The following is a 14166-nucleotide window of genomic DNA, read 5'->3' on the forward strand; positions in this document are numbered from 1 at the left end:
ATGGCAGCCGGCACGGTCGTCGCCCTGGGTGAGGCCTCGCTCGTCGAGGGATACCGACTCGTCGGTGCATCGGTGCGCGCGGTCGAGGACCCGACGAGCGTGCTCGACGCCTGGCAGTCGCTCCCGGCCGGGACAGCGCTGGTCGTCCTGACGCCCCGCGCGGCAGGTGTGCTCGGCGCGCGGGTCCTCGACCCTGACGCCCCGCTCACGGTCGTGATGCCGTCATGAGTGCTCTCCCCCGCACCTCGAACACGGCGCTCGACCCGGTCCGTGAGGCGCTGCACGCGGCCGCGCAGCGCGAGGCGACGCAGATCCGCGACACGGCACGCGCAGCCGCCGACGCCACACGTGCGGCAGCCCGCCACGAGGCCGAGCAGATCCGTGCCGCGGCCGTCGCCGAGGGCACAGCGGTTGCGAAGGGCTCAGCCGCCCTGCGGTCTGCCCGGACCCGCCGCGAGGCTCACGAGATCGTCCTCGCCCGGCAGGAGGACGCCCACGCCGCCCTCGTCGACGCCGTCGGCGCCGCGGTCTCCGCGCTTCGCTCCGATCCGCGCTACCCCCGTCTGAGTGCTCACCTCGCCGAGCTCGGACGGGAGGTCCTCGGCCCCGACGCCGTCGTCACGCCGAGCCCTGCAGGCGGTGTCGTGGCCGAGCATGGCGCTCGCCGGCTCGACCTCTCGTTGCCGTCGCTCGCGGCGGCGACCCTCGCCGACATGGGACCGGAGGTGAGTGCCCTGTGGGCGTCCAGGTGACGGAGCACTCGGGTGCGTCGGGCACGGTTCGCGTCGGGTCCGTGGTCCGGGTCAACGGTCCCCTCGTCGAGGTGAGGGGGATCACCGGCCTCTCGATGCTCGAGCTTGTCGCGCTCGGTCCGCAGCGCATCACTGCGGCGACGGTCGCCATCAGCGGCGATCGCGCGACGTTGCAGGCGTACGAGTACACCGGCGGGCTCCGAGTCGGCGACGACGCCGAGGGCACGGGGCGGCAGCTGTCCGGTCTGTTCGGCCCCGGGCTTCTCGGTCAGGTGTTCGACGGCCTGATGCGCCCGCTGTCCTCGGCCTCGACGTGGCTGACGCCGGACCGCGCGCCGGCGACCGAGGACGCCGGGACGCTGGAACGCGTCTGGCAGTTCCTCCCGGTGCCGAGCGTCGGCGCCACCGTGGCCGCCGGCGACGTGCTCGGGACCGTCCCGGCGGCGGGATCGGTCGAGCACCGGATCCTCGTGCCGCCAGGCGTGGGCGGCCACCTGACGTGGCTCGCTCCTGCAGGTGGGCTGCGCATGCAGGACGTGGTCGCACGTGTCGATGACCACGAGGTGCACCTCGGGGAGCCGTGGCCCGTGCGGGTTCCTCGACCGTTCCGCGACCGTCCGGCGGGCGCGGTCCCGCTGCACACCGGTCAGCGCGTGCTCGATCTCCTGTACCCGGTGGCCCGCGGGGCCGCCGCAGCCGTCCCCGGAGGGTTCGGCACCGGCAAGACGGTCCTCCTGCAGCAGATCGCCAAGTGGAGCGACGCCGACGTGATCGTGTACGTGGGGTGCGGCGAGCGGGGCAACGAGATGGCCGACGTCCTCGATGGTCTCTCGAGCCTGGTCGACGACCGGACCGGCGGTCGGCTCATCGACCGGACGGTGATCATCGCCAACACCTCGAACATGCCGATGATGGCGCGCGAGGCGAGCATCTACACCGGCGTGAGCGTCGCGGAGTACTACCGCGACATGGGGTACGACGTCGTCGTCATCGCCGACTCCACGTCCCGGTGGGCCGAGGCGCTCCGGGAGTTCGCGAACCGCAACGGCGACCTGCCCGCCGAGGACGGGTACCCCGCGGACCTCGCGTCGGAGCTGGCGGCCTTCTACGAGCGTGCCGGACGGGTGACCACCCTCGGCGGCGCCGAGGCGTCGGTCACGATCATCGGGGCGGTGTCCCCACCAGGTGGAGACCTCACCGAACCGGTGACCACGGACACCCAGCGGTTCATCCGCTCGCTGTGGCTGCTCGACCGGGACCTCGCGTACTCCCGCCACTACCCCGCCGTGAGCTGGACCGGGTCGTTCGCACGGGACGCCGTCGCGATCGGCACGTGGCACGTGCTGAACGGTGACGCGGGCTGGCCGGCGCGCCGCGCTCGCGCCACCGCTCTCCTCGCCGAGGCGGACCGCCTCGGTGCGCTGGCCGAGATCGTCGGTCCGACGTCGCTGCCGGGCCACGAGCGCATGGTCCTGCTCGGCGGGCACCTCCTGCGCGACGGCGTTCTCATGCAGAACGCCCTGAGCGACAACGACGGCTTCTGCAGCGCCGCGAAGGGTGCGGCACTGCTGGACATGGTGCTGGCGGTCGTCGACGCGTGCGAGCGCCTCGTCGCGGACGGGGTCGCCGCCACGACGATCGAGCAGGCCGACCACGGACTGGTGCTCCGCGCACGTGAGGAGACCGGTCCAGCCGACACCGAGGGTGTCCGCGAGCGTGCCGCCGAGGCCGTCCGTCTGCTCGAGGAGCTGCGATGACCGACACCAGACCGGTGCATGCCCCACGCCGCCCTGATCTCACGCAACGTATCGCCGCGCAGGTGTCCTACGGCGACGTGCGCGAGCTTCGCGGCCCTCTGCTCGTTCTCGGCGACGTCGAAGGGGTCGGATGGGACGAGTTCGCGACCGTCCAGACCCCCGGCGGCGAGCGGCACGGGCTCGTGCTCGAGGTGGACCGCGACCTCGTCACGGTGCAGGTCCTCGAGAGCACCGACGGACTGACCCCCAGCGGCGTGCGGGTGCGCTTCGCCGGGCGACCGCTGCACCTCGCGGTCGGTTCCGGGTGGCTCGGCCGGGTCTGCAACGGTCGCGGAGAGCCCCTCGACGGCGGGCCACCGGTCACCGGGGAGATCGCGATGCCGGTCAGCGGGTGGCCGCTGAACCCGGTGCACCGCGAGCCCCCGCAGGAGCCCGTGCTGACGGGCGTCTCCGTGATCGACGCGCTCACGACCCTCGTGCGTGGCCAGAAGCTCCCGATCTTCTCCGTCCCGGGAATGCCCCACCTGACCCTGGCGACGCAGATCGCCGCCCAGGCCACCTCTCGCGGAGCCGGATTCCGGGTGGTCTTCGCCGCGATGGGCATGACCCACGCCGACATCGCCTACGTGCGGGACCGGCTCGAGGTCCGGTCCGCCGCCGGCGAGCTCGTCCTGCTGCTCAACGCCGCCGACGACCCGGTGATCGAGCGCATCCTCACCCCCGGATCGCCCTGACGATCGCCGAGCACCTCGCCTACGTCGAGGGCAACGACGTGCTCGTGATCATGTCCGACATGACGTCGTACGCCGAGGCCGTGCGCGAGGTCTCCGCGGCGCGCCGCGAGATCCCCGCACGCCGCGGCTATCCCGGCTACCTGTACAGCGACCTCGCGAGCCTCTACGAACGGTGCGGACGGATCCGTGGCCGATCCGGCTCCGTGACGATCGTGCCGGTCCTCACCATGCCGGCGGGCGACATCACGCACCCGGTGCCCGACCTCACCGGCTACATCACCGAGGGCCAGATCGTGCTGTCGCCCGAGATCGACGCGCGTGGGGTCTACCCGCCGGTCGACGTGCTGTCGTCCCTGTCGCGGCTCATGCGCAGCGGTGCCGGGCACGACCGCACCCGGGAGGACCATCTCGACGTCGCGGCCCAGGTCATGGCGGCGATCGCGCGTGCCCGCCAGGCCGCCGAGCTGGCCGAGCTGGTGGGCTCGGCGGCCCTGAGCGAGACGGACCGGAGCTACCTCGCCTACCGGACCGTGGTCGAGCAGCGGCTGTTCGACCAGGGCGCCGACGAGCTGCGGTCGCTCGAGGACACTCTCGGTCGGGCGTGGGCGGCGCTCGCCGAGCTGCCCGCGCGCGAGCTCACGATGCTGCCCACGGCGTTCCTCGACCGCTACCTCCCGTCACGGACGGAGGAGTCATGACCGACGTCGGCCGTGCCGGGCGGATGCGGGTCGAGCGGCGACTCGTGACGGCCCGTCACGGCGCCGATCTCCTGGATCGCAAGCGCCAGATCATGACCGACGAGCTCGAGCACCTCCAGCTCGACGCCGCACGCGCGCTGGAGGAGTGGGAGACCTCGGCCCGCGACGCCGCACGGTGGTCGCAACGGGTCGCGTCGCTCGACGGCCACCGCGGGATCCGGGGGGCTGCGCCCACGGAGCCCGCCGAGCTGGAGATCACGTGGGGTGCCGCGATGGGCGTGGAGTTCCCGGAGGACGCGAGGTGCACGATCCCACCCGTCGGTGTGCGCGGGGGAGCTCCGCTCTCGTGTACGCGGTCGCGGCTCACGAGGCAGCGCTGGCGGCCGGCGCGCGGTGTGCCGCGGCCGAGCGCGCCGTGCACCTGGTGCAGGCCGAGCTCGTCGCGACCCGCACCCGGCAGCGCGCGGTCGAGCACCGCTGGATCCCCCGGCTGGAGCGTGAGCTGGCCACCATCCGGCGGCGGCTCGACGAGCAGGAGCTCGAGGAGGCGTTGCGGCTCCGCTGGGCAGCGGACTCGCGTCCCGATGTCCGCGGCGACGGCACGTCCACGACGGGTCAGGAGGGGTTGCGATGACAGACCAGATCCTGGTGGCGGTGAGCGACTCCCCGGCCGCGTTCGACGCGGCGGAGGCGGCGGTGGAGCTGGCCGCGCGTCTCGGCGCGCCGGTGCATGCCCTGACCGTTCTCGGCACCGGGGAGATCGACGGTCACCTCGACGGGGCCGAGCACCTGAATCTCGTGCGTGAGCAGGCCGCGACCGCCGCCCTGCGTCATGTCTCCGCGCTGTGCGCAGCAGCCGGCGTGCCGTGCCTCGAGGCCAGACGCCGCGGCAACGTCGCGGCACAGATCCTCGACCACGCGCGCGAGGTCGGCGCGAGCATGATCGTCATGGCGTGCGTCGACCGGCCCGGCCACACGTTGCCGTACGTCGGTAGCCAGACGCTGCGGGTCCTCGAGTTCGCGACGGTGCCGGTGCTCGTCGTGCCGGTGCGTCGCGGCGTTCCGCAGCATCCGCATGCCGTCCCCTGAACCTGGGCGGCCGGGCCGTCGCGCGAGCAGGTGATGCCGGCGCGCTGCTCGGTCCTGGTCTGCGGTGGCCGTCGCACGTGCGCGTCAGTTCTGGCGCGCCGGTGCCGCGGCCGTCCGACGCGCCTCAGCGAAACGCCGCAGCGCTTCCCTCCGTTCTGCCGCGTGGTCGACGACCCGGTCCGGGTAGCCGTGCGCCAGCCCGTCGGGGACGTCCCACGGGCGGTGAACAGCGGGGCCGTCGACGTGGGCGAGCTCGGGCACGTACCGGCGCACGTAGTCGCCGCGCGGGTCGAACCGCTCACCCTGGAGCACCGGGTTGAACACGCGGACGTACGGTGCCGCGTCCGTCCCGGTCCCGGCGACCCACTGCCACCCGTGCGAGTTGGACGCGATGTCCCCGTCACGCAGGTGGGCCATGAAGTGCTGGGCGCCGTGCGGCCACCAGACGTGCAGGTCCTTGACGAGGAAGCTCGCCGTGACCATCCGCGCCCGGTTGTGCATCCAGCCCTCGCGCGCGAGCTGACGCATTCCGGCGTCGACGAACGGGTACCCGGTCCGCCCCTCGCGCCACGCGGCCACGTGCGGACCCTCCGGGGCGTCGTAGACCATCCCGGCCAGGTCGGTCCGGAGATCGCTCCAGGCGGAGCCGGGGTCGTGCCAGAGCACGTCGGCATAGAACTCGCGCCAGCACAGCTCGTTCATGAAGGCCTCGACACCGGTGTCGCGCGACATCGCCCCGTCGAGGTCCGCTAGATCGGCCAGCAGAGTGCGCGGGTGGATCGTGCCGAAGTGGAGCTGGACCGACATCCCGGACGTGCCGTCGACGTCGGCGCGGTCCCGCTCCTCACCGTAGCTCGCGACGCCTGCGGTGAGGAACTCCGCCCAGCGTGCGTGCGCCTGTCGCTCGCCGACAGCGCGGTCCGCGGATTGTCCGTCGACGTCCTCGGCGGTGGGGAGAGGATCGGACTCGGGGCCGCGGCTCCAGCGGAGCCCCGACGGTACCTCGGCGGGGCGCGGCCACCCGTGCGTGCGCCAGGCACGTGCGAACGGTGTGAAGACGCGGTAGGGGCTGCCGTCGCCCTTGAGCACCCGCCCTGGGGTGACCGCGTACGGGCTCCCGGTCGCCACCAACGGCACCGCCGCAGGGAGCGCGGCACGTACCTGGTCGTCGCGTCGACGCCCGTACGGAGTCGTCTCTCTGCTCACGTGCACGGACGTCGCCCCGACCTCCCGCACGAGCCTGGGCAGGACATCCGCGGGGTGACCGTGCCGAATGACCAGGGCACCGTCGTACGTCTCGTTCAGGCTCTCGAGAGCCTCCACGAGTGCGCGCGTCCGGCCCGTCGGGTGCCACAGCTGCGGGTCCACCACGAACACCGGGAGCACACCCCCGGTACCCGCCGAGCCATGCGCCGAGACGAGCGCCGGGTGGTCCTGGAGGCGGAGGTCCCGCCGGAGCCACAGGACGCTCGTCATGTGCCGAGCCTAGATCCTCGAGGAGACGTCCCTCAGGTGCAGGAGTCGCCCCCGGTCCTCATGCGGGCGCAGCAGCCCGCCCCGGCCCAGAGTTCGGTCGGCAACCGTCCAGGATCCTCGCAGCCACGCGCGGCACCGTGTGCCTCCACACCTCGTCCACCGCGAGGACAGGACGGAAGGACGAGGCGTTGGCAGGCACCGCGGAGAACCGGGTCGGAGGCGTCCGTTCCCCGCGGGCGTCGGCGCGTGACGCGTCGGCGGATCTGGGTGCGCCGCACCGGCGTCGTCATGGTGCTCCCCCTGGCGTGGCTCTCCTGGTCCGTCGGGGGTGTCCTCATGGCGCCCGGGACCGACACGGTCACCGCGCGCCTCGCCGAGTGGGCCCGTTTCCACGGGATGGGCGGCGTCGTGAGCGAGCTCGAGCGCGTCCAGTACCAGCTCGACCCACCGAAGATCGGCGGTGCGCTCACGGCTGCCATCCCGACGGCCACCGCCTCCCCCACCGCGGATCCGACAGCAGGCGACCTGCCGTCGACGGCTGCGACGCCCGGACCTCTGCAGCCGATCCCCACACAGGCGACGCCCGCGCTCCCCGGAGAGGGGCAGTGGCGGCCGTTGGTGGCCGTCGGCGGCAGACCCGCGATCCGGGCGGCGTTCCTGCGGCCTGACGCTCTGCACACGAGCTATCTCACCGGCGTCGCCCTGATCGATCAGTCCCTCGTCAGGCTCGAGCTGCACCCCGGCTACCAGGTGCCGGGTGGCTCGGGATGGTCGCAGCCGTCGGAGGTCCCCGCGTCGGAGCGCGATGCCCTGCTCGCGACGTTCAACGCGGGATTCCGGATGGGCGACTCACGAGGCGGCTTCTGGGAGGGCGGGAAGACCGCCGTCCCGCTGCGGACCGGCGCCGCCTCGATGGTGGTCTACAAGGACGGCCACGTCGACGTCATGGCCTGGCCCGGTGGGACACCGGGGTCCGACGTCGCCGCCGTCCGGCAGAACCTCGACCTCCTGGTGGACGGTGGCGCGCTCGCCGCAGACATCGACAGCACGACGACGCGCACCTGGGGCAAGACCGTCGGCAACGCGACCTACGTCTGGCGGACCGCCCTCGGCATCCGCGCGGACGGGTCGCTGGTGTTCGTCGTCGGTGACGCCCTCTCGGTCCGCACCCTGGCGACGATCGCCCGGGATGCCGGTGCCGTGCGCGCCATGGAGATGGACATCAACAAGGCCTGGACCAACTTCATCACCTACACCCACCCCGGTCCGGGGATCGCAGTACCGCACATGCTGACAGCGGACGAGCAGCCGAACCCGCGCCGCTACCTTCAGCCGTCGACCCGCGACTTCGTCGCGGTCCTCTCACGATGAGCCTCCTTCACGACCTCGAGGTCGCCGCCGTGGTCCGCGTGCAGCGCCACGTGCCGGCCGGTGCCGCCCGGCGTGGATCGCACGTCCTCGGTCGCATCGGTGAGCACGCGATCGGATGGATCGCCCTCGGCCTGCTGGGGGCGACGGCCGACCCACCGCGCCGCCGGGAGTGGCTCGAGGCCACCGCGACCGTCGTCGGCGCGCACGCGGTCAGCGTCGTCCTCAAGCGGGTCGTGAGGCGCCGCCGTCCACGTGCCCCGGAGATCCGTGTCCTCGACACCGCGCCGAGCGCCTGGAGCTTCCCGTCCTCGCACGCGGCGTCGACCGCGGCGGCGGCCGTCGTGTACTCCCGGCTGCTCGGGCACCGGTGGTTGTGGGCGCTCGTCCCGGCCATGATGGCCAGCCGCGTCGTCCTCGGGGTCCACTACCCCAGCGACGTCGCCGCCGGGAGCGCAGTGGGGGTGGCGATGGGGCGTTGGCTCGGGCCCCGACCCGTCGGCGCCCGCACGTGAGACGTGCGCGCGTCCTGGTCCAGGCGTGTCGACCCCGGCAGTGGACCAAGAACGTCCTGGTGCTGACTGCGCCGGTCGTGGGCGGGGTCGCCTTCGACCCGCACGCGCTCGCCGCGATGGCCGTCGCCGTGCTCGCGTTCACGCTGGCCGCATCGGGGGTCTACCTGGTCAACGACGCCATCGACGTCGCCGTCGACCGGCTTCACCCGACCAAGCGTCGGCGACCGGTGGCCGCCGGCGCGCTGTCGGTGCGCGCCGCGTGGACCGCAGCTGCCGTTCTGCTGCCGGCGGCGCTGGTCGTGTCCGCCGCGCTGAGCTGGCAGCTGCTGGTCGTCGTCGCGGTGTATGAGGCGCTGCAGCTTGGTTACTGCCTGGGCATGAAGAATGAGCCGGTCATCGAGCTGGTGAGCGTCGCGTCCGGCTTCCTGCTGCGAGCGATCGCGGGAGGCGTCGCGACCCACGTCCCGCTCTCGCAGTGGTTCCTGATCGCGGCCGGGTTCGGATCTCTCTTCATGGCCGGCGGCAAGCGGTACGCGGAGATGCGGTCGCGGGAGGCCACCGGGGCCGAGAGCCGTCCGGTGCTCGCGCGCTACACCGCCTCCTACCTGCGGTTCGTGTGGACCCTGTCCGCCGGCGTCCTCGTGACCACCTACGCCCTCTGGGCCTTCTCGATCCGCCAGGTGACCGCGAACGAATGGAGCGTCATCTCGATCGTCCCCTTCGTGATGGCGCTGCTGAGGTATGCCGTGGACGTCGACAACGGCGCGGCCGGTGAGCCGGAAGAGGTCGTGCTCCACGACCGGGTGCTGCTCCTGCTGGGCGTCGCCTGGGCAGCGTGCCTGTCCGGGTCGGTGTATCTGTAGCGACGTCGATCGCAACGGCTAGACGGGGAGGCGGCGGAGTACCGTTCGCGGCAGGTGCCGGAGGCCGGCCATGACCCACCGCATCGTCGCGGGCGCCCATACCCGGTCACGGCCCGCGCGCAACGCCTCGACCACGGCGTCCGCGACCTGGTCGGCGGTCTGCGACAACGGCGCAGCGCGAAGCCCTTCGGTCATCCGCGTCCGGACGAACCCGGGGCGCACGACGAGCACGTCGACGCCGTACGGGGAGAGCGCCTCGCCGAGGCCGCTGAAGAACGCGTCCATGCCCGCCTTGGTGGCTCCGTAGACGAAGTTCGACCGGCGCGCCAGCTCGCCGGCGACGGACGAGAACGCGACGACGGTCCCGTGACCTTGTGCGCGCAGCCCGGCGGCCACCAGCACCCCGCAACCCACCGCGGCGGTGAAGTTCACCTGCGCCAGCTCGAGGGCGACGTCGAGCTCCTGCCACGCAAGCTCCTGGTCGCCCAGCACGCCGAAGGCGACCAGGACGACGTCGACATCGTGACCTGAATCGAACGCCTCGCCGATCGCTGCCTCGTAGGACGCCCGGTCGCTCACGTCCAGGTCGACCTCGGTGACCTCGAGGCCGCGCGTGACCAACCGACCGGCCGCGGCGGAACGTCGGGGGCCGGGCCGTGCGGCGAGCGTCACCTCGGTCCCCTGGCGTCCCTGTGTCATGCGGGTGACCGTCGCGAGTGCGATCTCCGACGTTCCCCCCAGGACGAGGATGCGTTGCACGTTGCCGATGGCGTCCTTCACAGGTCGAGCCTCCTTGCCAGGTCTGAGGTGAACACTCCATGCGGATCCGCGTCCGCGCGGATCGCCCGCCACTCGTCCAGCCGCGGGTACATCTGAGCGATCGCGGACGCCGGGAGCCGGGAGTCCTTCGCGAGGTACAGCCTGCCGCCGGCGCCGAGCACGAGGGCGTCGAGGCGCTCGAGCAGGCCACCGAGCACAGCAGCACCGACGGGCAGGTCGAGCGCGAGGGTCCAGCCGGGTGTCGGGAACGAGAGATGACCGTCATCCGCCGCGCCGAACCGCTTGAGGACCGCGAGGAAGGACGCCTGCCTCGACTCGCTCAGCAGCTCGAGGCATCGGCGCAGAGTCTCCTCGGCGCCGAACGGCACCACGAGCTGGTACTGCAGGAAGCCGCGCGGGCCATAGATCCGGTTCCATTGCGCGCCGGCGACGAGCAGGTGGAAGAACGACGCGATGCTCTGCACCTCGCCCCGACGCTCGCGGGGCGCCTTGCGGTACCACGCTTCGTTGAACGCGGTCACGGTCGCCCGGTTCAGCAGTCCGCTCGGGAAGACCGGCGGTGCGACAGCGAGCTGGTGCGGGCGGAACTCGGTGGCCCGGTCCCGTCGCCGGGACGGCAGCTGGTCGCGTCTGGCCGACCATCCCCGGGTGAGGACCGAACGCCCGAGCGCGGACCCACCCGCAAGGCAGTCGATCCAGGCGACGGAGTAGGTGTACCGGTGGTCGCCCTCGGTCATCCGCGCCAGGAGGTCCTCAAGGTCGTGGCACCGCTCGGTGTCCACGATGCAGAAGGCCGACTCCACACGCGTCATCTGCACGGTGGCGCGCAGGATCACGCCCGTGAGCCCCATGCCGCCGACAGTCGCCCAGAACAGCGCGTCCTGCGGGGTCAGGCGCTTGACGCTCCCGTCGGCGACCATGAGGTCGATCGACGAGACGTGCTGCCCGAAGCTGCCGTCGACGTGGTGGTTCTTGCCGTGGACGTCCGCGGCGAGGGCTCCACCGACGGTCACCTGCCTCGTCCCTGGCGTGACCGGGACGAACAGCCCGAGCGGCAGCAGCAGGCGCATGAGCTGATCGAGGCTTGCTCCCGCCTCGACCTCGACCTCTGCGGACTCGACGTCGACCCGGAGGACTCGGTCGCGGCCGGTCACGTCGAGGACGACTCCCCCGGCGTTCTGGGCGGCGTCCCCGTAGCTGCGTCCGAGCCCGCGCGCGACGACACCGCGTCGGTCGGCGCCGGTGATCACCCGACGAATCGCGTCATCGTCGGTGGCGGGGACGACCGTCGCGACGCTCGGGCTCGTGCGCCCCCATCCGGTCAGCGCGCGCCGAGCGCTCACGTCTCCTCCTCCGGTGGTCTCCGCGGTGCGGATGCAGGTGATCGTGGCAGAGGACCCTGAGCAGGTTCCCAGGTTCGACGGCGAGGCACCCGGCCCTCCCCCAGCACCGTGTGCGATAGTGCCCCTCGGTCAGGATCTGCAGGTCGCAGGCCGGGCGCACGGTCGCGCACCGCGCCGGCCAGCACAACCCGAGGTGTGTACCGATGAGGCATAGCCCCGCGCGATGGTCGCTCGCCCGACGCCTGATCGGGATCGGTGCGGCGGTCCCCGTTCTCCTCACCGCCCTCGCGGGACCGGCGACGGCCGACAGCTACGACGCGCAGCGGCATGCTCTCGAGGCCCAGCTCGCGCAGGCGACCCAGGTGGCCGATCAGCTCGACGCCTCGCTCAAGACGGTCGACACCCAGCTCAGCACGGCCCAGAGCGCGCTGCAGACCACCGAGTCGAATCTGGCCACGGCACAGGCCGGTCTCCGCTCCGCCCAGGACACCCTGGCGACGTCGCAGCGCGAGGAGCTCCTGATCGCCAACCGGCTCAAGGACGCCGAGGCTCAGGTGACGACGCTGACGGCGAAGGTCAGCTCCGATGCGTCTCGCACGGCGAAGACTCACGCGGCAGTCGGGCAGATGGCCCGGCAGGCGTATCAGGGCCGCGGGTCGACGAGCACCGTCGCGCTGGTGCTCGGCGCCCAGAGCGCCCAAGACGCCGTCGACCAGTTCGAGATGGTCTCGACGGGTCTCCGCGTGCAGGCCACCGTCCTCGCACAGCTACGTCAGGTCGATGCGGAGAACAGGAACGACCAGGCTCGCCTTGACGCCGTCAAGGCTGCTGTCACCACCCTCAAGGTCCAGGCGGACCAGAAGCTCGCCGTGGCCGCGTCGGCGGAGGCAGACGCGGCTGCGAAGACCACCGAGATCCAGAATCTCGCGGCCACGCAGACGACCCAGCTGGCGTCGGTGAAGGCCCTGCGCTCGACCTACCTCGCCCAGCAGGCCCAGAACACCAAGGAACGCCAGGTGATCTCGAACTCTCTTGCCGACATCATCGCGAAGCAGCGTGCGGCGCAGGCCGCGGCAGGGCAGGCCACGAGCTGCACGGCCGGCGCGCCCGCCGGCGGTGGGCCCGGTGCGGCACTACCGAGCTCGATCGGGCGCTTCTCCGGTCAGCAGATCGTGAACGCGGCCCAGGTGATCATCGCGGCGAACGACCTCGGCGTCGATCTCCGCGGTCAGGCGATCGGCATGATGACCGCGATCGGCGAGTCGAACCTCGTGAACGTCAATTACGGCGATCTTGCAGGGCCGGACAGCCGAGGCCTGTTCCAGCAGCGGGCGAACGGTGCCTGGGGCTCGTACGCGGACCGGATGAACCCGCGCATCGCCGCGACGAACTTCTTCCGGGCACTGCTCGGCGTCCCCGGGTGGCAGTCCATGGCGCCGACCCTGGCGGCCCATGCGGTGCAGCGCAACGCCGACCCGTACTACTACACGCCGTACTGGGGCGAAGGGGTCCAGATCGTCGGAGTGCTGAGCGGGTACCCGAACCTCACGTGCCAGTAGGCGTGTGCCCGGTAGACCCAGCGGGAACGGCTGCCGCGAGCCGCGTCTCGGGCATGGGGACCGTGGTGGCGACGGCGATCGCGGAGACCGCAGCGGTCGCAAGGAACGCCACCTCGAAAGACGCCGCATCGACCAGCGCACCGGCGACGAGCGGGCCGATGAACGCACCGGCGTCCGACGCCATCTGGAAGGCGGCGACAGGCGTGCCTCCGCGCCCCCCGATCACGTCGCCAACCACCGCCGAGGTCGACACGCCCAGCAACGCCGAACCGACCCCGTAGAGGGCCATCGCGACCAGGAACAGCGGCGCGCTGCCGGCCACGGCCATCGTGACGGCCGCCAGGAGTGCGACCACTGCACCGGCCCGTAGGAAGGGACGCCGTCCGCGCGTGTCGACCAGTCGGCCGGCCGGTACCAAGGTGATCGCCTGGACCACCGCGGACACGACGAGCCCCGCGCCCGTCCACGACGCACCCAACCGAAGGCCCTCGACGACGAACAGCGGGATGAGCGAGGAACGGACCCCGAAGATCGCCCAGCCGACGGCGAAGTTGTTGACGACAGCCGCACGGTAGGCGGCGCTGCGGAGAGCATCGCCCAACGACGTGGGTGAGTGGCCGGCGGTCCCGGCAGCGACCTCATGCTCACGCAACGACGTACGTGCCAGGAACACCGTCGCGACGGCGCCGGCGACGAGCAGCGTCGCCGCGTACACGAAGAACGGCGCGCGCAGCGACCATGCGGTCAGCGGGCCGCCGAACGCGGGCCCGGCGATCCCGCCGAGCAGGAACCCCGTCTGGTACGTCCCTGTTGCACGCCCCCGCTGGTCGGGCGCAACCACTCGGAGAAGCAGCGCGAACGACGACACCGTGAACATCGCCGACCCGAACCCGCCGATCCCCCGCAGTACGAGCAGCTGGAGGTAGTCCCCCGACAGCCCGGCCAGCAGGCTCGAGACGCCGACGATCCCGATGCCGACGGCGAGCACCGTCCGTTCGCCGAGCCGGTTGACCATCCGGCCGGCCACCGGTGCCGAGACGAAACGGACGAGTGCGAAGACCGAGATGACCGCCCCAGCCGCGAAGTTGGAGACGCCGAAGTCCTTCGCGAACACCGGGATCGCCGGGGCGACGATCCCGAATCCGAGGGCGACGGAGAACGCCACGGCCGTGAGGACTGCGACCTCGGGCGGAAGCGATCGGAAGGGATGGCGGAGGGGGCGCATACGGGTG

General features: G+C 72.2%; 13 protein-coding genes and 2 pseudogenes. 11 read left to right on the plus strand and 4 right to left on the minus strand.

Annotated elements, in window-relative coordinates; genetic code table 11:
• The 7 genes and pseudogenes from LJB74_RS19935 to LJB74_RS19960 all read left to right on the plus strand — a co-directional run bounded on the left by LJB74_RS19935 (position 1) and on the right by LJB74_RS19960 (position 5030).
• On the plus strand, positions 1-228 hold the full coding sequence (locus LJB74_RS19935; RefSeq protein WP_259310148.1) for a hypothetical protein: 228 nt from the start codon (positions 1-3) through the stop codon (positions 226-228).
• Complete coding sequence (locus LJB74_RS19940; RefSeq protein ID WP_259310149.1) at positions 225-752, plus strand: hypothetical protein; 528 nt, start codon at positions 225-227, stop codon at positions 750-752. Before LJB74_RS19935 ends, LJB74_RS19940 begins: the two co-directional genes overlap by 4 nt.
• Positions 737-2509, plus strand: coding sequence for a V-type ATP synthase subunit A (locus LJB74_RS19945; protein ID WP_259310150.1), 1773 nt, complete (start codon positions 737-739; stop codon positions 2507-2509). Before LJB74_RS19940 ends, LJB74_RS19945 begins: the two co-directional genes overlap by 16 nt.
• A gap of 130 nt (positions 2510-2639) precedes the next feature.
• Positions 2640-3941, plus strand: a pseudogene (locus tag LJB74_RS19950) (V-type ATP synthase subunit B); the annotation flags it as partial.
• 23 nt (positions 3942-3964) lie between these two features.
• A pseudogene (locus LJB74_RS20970) lies at positions 3965-4222 on the plus strand (V-type ATP synthase subunit D); the annotation flags it as partial.
• A gap of 20 nt (positions 4223-4242) precedes the next feature.
• Entirely contained in the window at positions 4243-4575 is a 333-nt protein-coding gene (locus tag LJB74_RS19955; RefSeq protein ID WP_259310151.1) for a V-type ATP synthase subunit D, read from the plus strand.
• On the plus strand, positions 4572-5030 hold the full coding sequence (locus LJB74_RS19960) for a universal stress protein (RefSeq protein WP_259310152.1): 459 nt from the start codon (positions 4572-4574) through the stop codon (positions 5028-5030). The genes LJB74_RS19955 and LJB74_RS19960 overlap by 4 nt, the downstream gene beginning before the upstream one ends.
• 84 nt (positions 5031-5114) lie before the next feature.
• Here the strand turns inward: LJB74_RS19960 and LJB74_RS19965 are convergent, their stop codons facing one another.
• The gene (locus LJB74_RS19965; RefSeq protein WP_259310153.1) at positions 5115-6506 is read right to left on the minus strand and encodes a deoxyribodipyrimidine photo-lyase; all 1392 of its coding nucleotides are present in this window, start codon (positions 6504-6506) and stop codon (positions 5115-5117) included.
• 246 nt (positions 6507-6752) lie between these two features.
• On the opposite strand from LJB74_RS19965, the gene LJB74_RS19970 reads away from it, so the two are divergent.
• The 3 genes from LJB74_RS19970 to LJB74_RS19980 are packed head-to-tail and all read left to right on the plus strand — an operon-like array spanning position 6753 to position 9252.
• A complete protein-coding gene (locus LJB74_RS19970) occupies positions 6753-7877 on the plus strand; it encodes a phosphodiester glycosidase family protein (protein ID WP_259310154.1) in 1125 nt (374 codons plus the stop codon).
• Positions 7874-8389 (plus strand): phosphatase PAP2 family protein, encoded by a 516-nt coding sequence (locus LJB74_RS19975; protein WP_259310155.1) that lies wholly within the window; start codon positions 7874-7876, stop codon positions 8387-8389. The genes LJB74_RS19970 and LJB74_RS19975 overlap by 4 nt, the downstream gene beginning before the upstream one ends.
• Entirely contained in the window at positions 8386-9252 is an 867-nt protein-coding gene (locus LJB74_RS19980) for a decaprenyl-phosphate phosphoribosyltransferase (protein ID WP_259310156.1), read from the plus strand. Before LJB74_RS19975 ends, LJB74_RS19980 begins: the two co-directional genes overlap by 4 nt.
• An 18-nt stretch (positions 9253-9270) precedes the next feature.
• Here the strand turns inward: LJB74_RS19980 and LJB74_RS19985 are convergent, their stop codons facing one another.
• Positions 9271-10032 (minus strand): decaprenylphospho-beta-D-erythro-pentofuranosid-2-ulose 2-reductase, encoded by a 762-nt coding sequence (locus LJB74_RS19985; RefSeq protein WP_259310157.1) that lies wholly within the window; start codon positions 10030-10032, stop codon positions 9271-9273.
• The gene (locus tag LJB74_RS19990) at positions 10029-11375 is read right to left on the minus strand and encodes an FAD-binding oxidoreductase (protein ID WP_259310158.1); all 1347 of its coding nucleotides are present in this window, start codon (positions 11373-11375) and stop codon (positions 10029-10031) included. The genes LJB74_RS19985 and LJB74_RS19990 overlap by 4 nt, the downstream gene beginning before the upstream one ends.
• Before the next feature lie 203 nt (positions 11376-11578).
• On the opposite strand from LJB74_RS19990, the gene LJB74_RS19995 reads away from it, so the two are divergent.
• Positions 11579-12934 carry a hypothetical protein gene (locus LJB74_RS19995; RefSeq protein ID WP_259310159.1) on the plus strand — a complete coding sequence of 452 codons (1356 nt, stop codon included), beginning with the start codon at positions 11579-11581 and terminating at the stop codon, positions 12932-12934.
• Here the strand turns inward: LJB74_RS19995 and LJB74_RS20000 are convergent.
• Complete coding sequence (locus tag LJB74_RS20000; RefSeq protein ID WP_259310160.1) at positions 12921-14159, minus strand: MFS transporter; 1239 nt, start codon at positions 14157-14159, stop codon at positions 12921-12923. The genes LJB74_RS19995 and LJB74_RS20000 overlap by 14 nt on opposite strands.
• Positions 14160-14166: the final 7 nt, after the last annotated feature.

It is taken from the genome of Cellulomonas sp. P24, assembly GCF_024704385.1.
Classification (GTDB): domain Bacteria; phylum Actinomycetota; class Actinomycetes; order Actinomycetales; family Cellulomonadaceae; genus JAJDFX01.

Excerpts from the sequence above, each read along its gene's own strand:
- LJB74_RS19965 (WP_259310153.1), bottom strand. The coding sequence starts at position 6,506 with ATGACGAGCGTCCTGTGGCTCCGGCGGGACCTCCGCCTCCAGGACCAC.
- LJB74_RS19995 (WP_259310159.1), top strand. The coding sequence starts at position 11,579 with ATGAGGCATAGCCCCGCGCGATGGTCGCTCGCCCGACGCCTGATCGGG.
- LJB74_RS19940 (WP_259310149.1), top strand. The coding sequence starts at position 225 with ATGAGTGCTCTCCCCCGCACCTCGAACACGGCGCTCGACCCGGTCCGT.
- LJB74_RS19975 (WP_259310155.1), top strand. The coding sequence starts at position 7,874 with ATGAGCCTCCTTCACGACCTCGAGGTCGCCGCCGTGGTCCGCGTGCAG.
- LJB74_RS20000 (WP_259310160.1), bottom strand. The coding sequence starts at position 14,159 with ATGCGCCCCCTCCGCCATCCCTTCCGATCGCTTCCGCCCGAGGTCGCA.
- LJB74_RS19935 (WP_259310148.1), top strand. The coding sequence starts at position 1 with ATGGCAGCCGGCACGGTCGTCGCCCTGGGTGAGGCCTCGCTCGTCGAG.
- LJB74_RS19960 (WP_259310152.1), top strand. The coding sequence starts at position 4,572 with ATGACAGACCAGATCCTGGTGGCGGTGAGCGACTCCCCGGCCGCGTTC.